The organism is Nocardioides eburneus (assembly GCF_040838215.1).
GTDB classification, from domain to species: Bacteria; Actinomycetota; Actinomycetes; order Propionibacteriales; family Nocardioidaceae; genus Nocardioides; species Nocardioides eburneus.
Map to the genome: position 1 here is coordinate 1 of NZ_JBFPJR010000066.1, position 4,430 is coordinate 4,430.

The 4,430-nt window shown below is 70.9% G+C and carries 4 protein-coding genes; all 4 read left to right on the plus strand.

The window, feature by feature from the left end:
- A partial coding sequence (locus AB3X52_RS19320) for an HAD family hydrolase (protein ID WP_367995739.1) occupies nt 1–782 on the plus strand: 782 nt, incomplete at its 5' end.
- The gene (locus AB3X52_RS19325) at nt 782–1,966 is read left to right on the plus strand and encodes a zinc-dependent alcohol dehydrogenase (RefSeq protein ID WP_367995740.1); all 1,185 of its coding nucleotides are present in this window, start codon (nt 782–784) and stop codon (nt 1,964–1,966) included. The genes AB3X52_RS19320 and AB3X52_RS19325, both read left to right, overlap by 1 nt.
- A gap of 14 nt (nt 1,967–1,980) precedes the next feature.
- Complete coding sequence (larAH, locus tag AB3X52_RS19330) at nt 1,981–3,561, plus strand: NPN-dependent hydroxyacid isomerase, LarAH14/15/16 family (RefSeq protein WP_367995741.1); 1,581 nt, start codon at nt 1,981–1,983, stop codon at nt 3,559–3,561.
- A gap of 5 nt (nt 3,562–3,566) precedes the next feature.
- Nucleotides 3,567–4,430, plus strand: an 864-nt coding sequence (locus tag AB3X52_RS19335) for a lysophospholipid acyltransferase family protein (protein WP_367995742.1), incomplete at its 3' end; no start/stop codon positions are given.

The following is a 4,430-nucleotide window of genomic DNA, read 5'->3' on the forward strand; positions in this document are numbered from 1 at the left end:
GCAAGCTGCGAGCGAAGCGGTCCTCGGTGGGGCAGCTGAAGAGGCTCACACCCACCGAGGAGCCCGTGGCGGAGCCGACGGTCGCGGCGTTCTTCGACATGGACGGCACGCTGCTCTCCTCCAATGTCATCGAGACCTATCTCTGGATGCGGCTCGGGGAGCTGACGCCCTCGGGCAAGCTGGCCGAGATCGGCCGGATCGCCGGCAAGGTGCCCAAGTTCGTCAACGCCGACCGCAAGGAGCGCGGCGCGTTCCTGCGCACCGTCTATCGCGAGTACGCCGGGGCGCGGCTCGCGGACCTCGACGCGATCGTCGACGAGCACCTCACCGAGCACATCCTGGCGCGGCTCGCGCCCGACGCCGTACGCCGGATCCGGCAGCACCGCGCCGCCGGTCACCTCACCGTGCTGGTGACCGGTGCGGTCCGTCCGCTGACCCGTCCGCTGGCGCCGCTCTTCGACCACGTCGAGGCCGCCGACCTCGCCGTCGACAGCCGCGGCTACTGCACCGGCCACCTGGCCGCGTCGCCACTGGTGGGGGAGTCGCGGGCGGCGTTCGTCCACGAGTTCGCGCGGCTCCACGGCGTCGACACCCGTGCGTCCTTCGCGTACGCCGACAGCCACTCCGACCTCCCGCTGCTCGCCGCGGTCGGCAACCCGGTCGCGGTCCGGCCCGACGTCCCGCTCTTCCGCCACGCGCGGCAGAAGCACTGGACGATCGTGGACTGGGCCTCGCCGGGGCACGCCACCCGCACCCTCGACCCGTCAGGAGCACGCCGCTGATGCTGGCTCTCGAGATGTTCCGGTCCGTGCCGAAGACGATGATCGGCAAGGCTGCCGGTGGCCGCATCCCGATGCTGCTGACCGGCCTGGCCGCACCCCTTCGGCTGGTCACGCTCGACCCGCCGAAGGTGGAGAAGCCCGGCTGGGCCCGTCTGAAGGTGCGGCTGTCGGGGATCTGCGGCTCCGACCTCGGCATGCTGTCGGGGAAGACCTCGCTCTACTTCTCCGCGGTCGTCTCGCTGCCGTTCGTGCCCGGGCATGAGGTGGTCGCCGAGCTGCTCGACGACTGCGAGGACCTGCCGGCCGGCACCCGTGTCGTCGTCGACCCAGTGCTCACCTGCGCCGCCCGCGGCGTCGAGCCGTGCGAGGCCTGCCGGAGCGGCGAGACCAACCGCTGCTCGCGGATCACCGTGGGCGACATCTCGCCGGGGCTGCAGACCGGGTTCTGCCACGACACCGGCGGTGGCTGGAGCCAGCAGCTCGTCGCCCACCGCAGCCAGCTCCACGTCGTACCCGAGGGGCTGTCGGACGAGCAGGCGCTGCTCGTCGAGCCCGTGGCCTGCGCGGTCCACACCGCGCTGCGGGCCGGCGTGAAGCCCGGCGACCGGGTCCTGGTCAGCGGTGCCGGCGCGGTCGGCCTGCTCGCCACGCTCGCGCTGCGCCAGCTCACCGACGCGGGCGAGATCCTCGTCGTCGCCAAGCACAGCCACCAGCGCGAGCTGGCGCTGGACTTCGGTGCGACCGAGGTCGTCGCGCCCAAGGAGACGCTGCGGCGCGTCCGACGCGCGACCGGCGCCTTCCAGCTCGAGCCCGAATACTCCGCGCCCTACCTCCTCGGCGGGGTCGACGTCGCGATCGACGCCGTCGGCTCGAAGCAGTCGCTCGAGACCTGCCTGCACGCCACCCGCGCCGGTGGTCGCGTCGTGCTCTCCGGCATGCCGTCCTCCGCCGACCTCTCGGCGGCGTGGTTCCGCGAGCTCGATGTGGTCGGCACCTACGCGTCCGCACACGGCGAGGACGCCTTCGGCAAGGCCATCGACCTGGTCGGCAGCGACGCGGTCGCCCGGCTGGCCAAGTCCGTGGCGGTCTACCCGCTCCACCGCTGGCGCGAGGCCCTCGACCACGCCCACTCGACCGGCCGTCTCGGGACGGTCAAGGTCGCCTTCGATCCGCGAACGAATTGAGAGTGAGTTCAGCCATGACGCGCCCAGGCTTCGTCCTCGAGGTCGACGACCGTACGCCGCCGCTGCTGGTCCACGAGGGACTCGGCTTCCGACTCGAGGAGTTCCCGCTCGGCACGCGAGTGGTCTATCCGCCCGAGCCGGTCGCCACCGTGCCGGACGTCGACCAGGCGATCCGGGACGCCCTGCTCAACCCGGTCGACTCCGAGCCGCTGCCCGAGCTGCTCTTCCCGGGTATGAAGCTCACCATCGCCTTCGACGACCTCTCGCTGCCGCTGCCCACGATGAAGGCGCCCGACATCCGCGGCCGCATCATCGAGCAGGTGCTCACCCTGGCCGCCGAGGCCGGGGTGGACGACGTCGAGCTGATCGCCGCGCTCGCGCTCCACCGCCGCATGACCCCCGCCGAGCTGCGCCACGTCGTGGGTGAACGGGTCTTCCGCAGCTTCTATCCCCAGGGCAAGCTCTCCAACTTCGACGCCGAGGACCGCACCAACCTCGCCCACCTCGGCACCACCGAGAAGGGGGAGGACGTCGAGATCAGCAAGCGGGCCGCCGAGTCCGACCTGCTCGTCTACGTCAACGTCAACCTCGTCGCCATGGACGGCGGCCACAAGTCGGTGGGCGTCGGGCTGGCGTCGTACAAGTCGATCCGCCACCACCACAACGCGAAGACGATGGTCCACAGCCGTTCGTTCATGGACCACAAGCACTCCGAGATGCACTCCTCGGCGTGGCGGATGGGCCGGCTGATCGGGGAGAACGTCAAGGTCTTCCAGATCGAGACGACGCTCGACAACAACGTCTTCCCCAAGCCCTACGACTTCCTGATGAAGCGGGAGTGGGAGTGGTCGGTCAAGGACCAGGCGGCGATGCTCGGCATGCGGCGTGGGCTGGCGCTGGCCCCGCAGAAGCTGCGCCACAAGCTCTTCCACGACCTGCGCGGCGCCTACGGCCTGACCGGGATCAACGCCGGTGCCGTCGAGCCGGTCCACGAGCGGACTGTCCGCAAGGTGCACGAGCAGCAGCGGGTCAAGATCGAGGGCCAGTCCGACGTGATGGTCATGGGCGTGCCCTATCTCGGTCCCTACAACGTCAACTCGACGATGAACCCGATCCTGGCCGCCTGCATGGGGCTCGGCTACTACTTCAACTCCTACCTCGGCCAGCCCGTCGTGCGCGAGGGCGGCGTCGCGATCCTCTACCACCCGCTCGACGAGGGGTTCAACACGCTCCACCACCCCTCCTACGTCGACTTCTACGAGGAGGTCCTCGCCGAGTCGACCGACCCGCACGTCATCGGGCCGAAGTTCGAGGAGCAGTTCGCGACCGACCCGTGGTACATCCACCTCTACCGCACCTCGAACGCCTACCACGGCGTCCACCCGTTCTACATGTGGTACTGGATCGCCCACGCGCTCGACCACCTCGGCGACGTCATCTGGGTGGGCGCGGACCGCAAGGCGGCGGCACGGATGGGCTTCCGCGCCGCGACGACGCTGCAGGACGCGCTCGAGATGGCCTCCGACACGGTCGGTACGTCGCCGTCGATCACCTACCTCCACAACCCGCCGCACCTGCTCGCGGATGTGAGGTGAGCGCCATGGGCTCGTTCTGGAAGGACACCGTCAAGGACGTCAAGCAGGCCAAGCGCGGCTGGCGGTGGGGGCACCGGGCGCAGGTGCCTCGGTCGGCGGAGCCGTTCGTGCCGCCGGCGTCCAAGAACGTCTACCCCAACGACTGGTCGCGGACGCCGGCCGCGATGGCGGCGCGCGAGATCGCGCAGAAGGTCGGCCTCGAGCCGGTCTTCCGCTCCCAGGTCCGCACCCGCGTCGAGGGACTCGACGTGCTCTCGCGGCTGTCCGGGCCGGTGATCTTCGCCGCCAACCACGCCTCCCACCTCGACACCCCGCTGCTCCTGCTCTCGCTGCCCGACGAGTGGCGGCGGCGTACGGCGGTGGCGGCCGCGGCCGACTACTTCTTCGACACGTGGTGGCGTGCGGTCGGCTCGTCGCTGCTCTTCAACACGCTCCCGATCGACCGTCGTGGCGGCACCTTGTCCGCCACGCCGGGGGAGGTGCTCGCCGACGGCTGGAGCCTGGTGATCTTCCCCGAGGGAACCCGCTCGAAGGACGGCTGGGTCGGGCAGTTCCGGATGGGGGCCGCCTACCTCGCCGTCGAGCACGGCGTCCCGGTCGTCCCGGTGGCCCATCGCGGCACCTACGCGGCGATGCCCCGAGGAGCCTCCTGGCCGGCCCGCGGACGGCGCCAGTTGACTATCCGCTTCGGCGACCCGCTCGTGCCCGGCGAAGGGGAGTCGGTCCGGGAGTTCGCTCCGAAGGTGCGTGACGCTGTCGCGCGGCTCCTCGATGAGGAGCAGTCCGACTGGTACGCCTCCCTGCGCCGCGCCGCCTCCGGCGCGACACCCGACCCTTCGGGCCCCGACGTCGCGCCCTGGCGCCGGGTC

Excerpts from the sequence above, each read along its gene's own strand:
- AB3X52_RS19325 (WP_367995740.1), top strand. The coding sequence starts at position 782 with ATGCTGGCTCTCGAGATGTTCCGGTCCGTGCCGAAGACGATGATCGGC.
- larAH (WP_367995741.1), top strand. The coding sequence starts at position 1,981 with ATGACGCGCCCAGGCTTCGTCCTCGAGGTCGACGACCGTACGCCGCCG.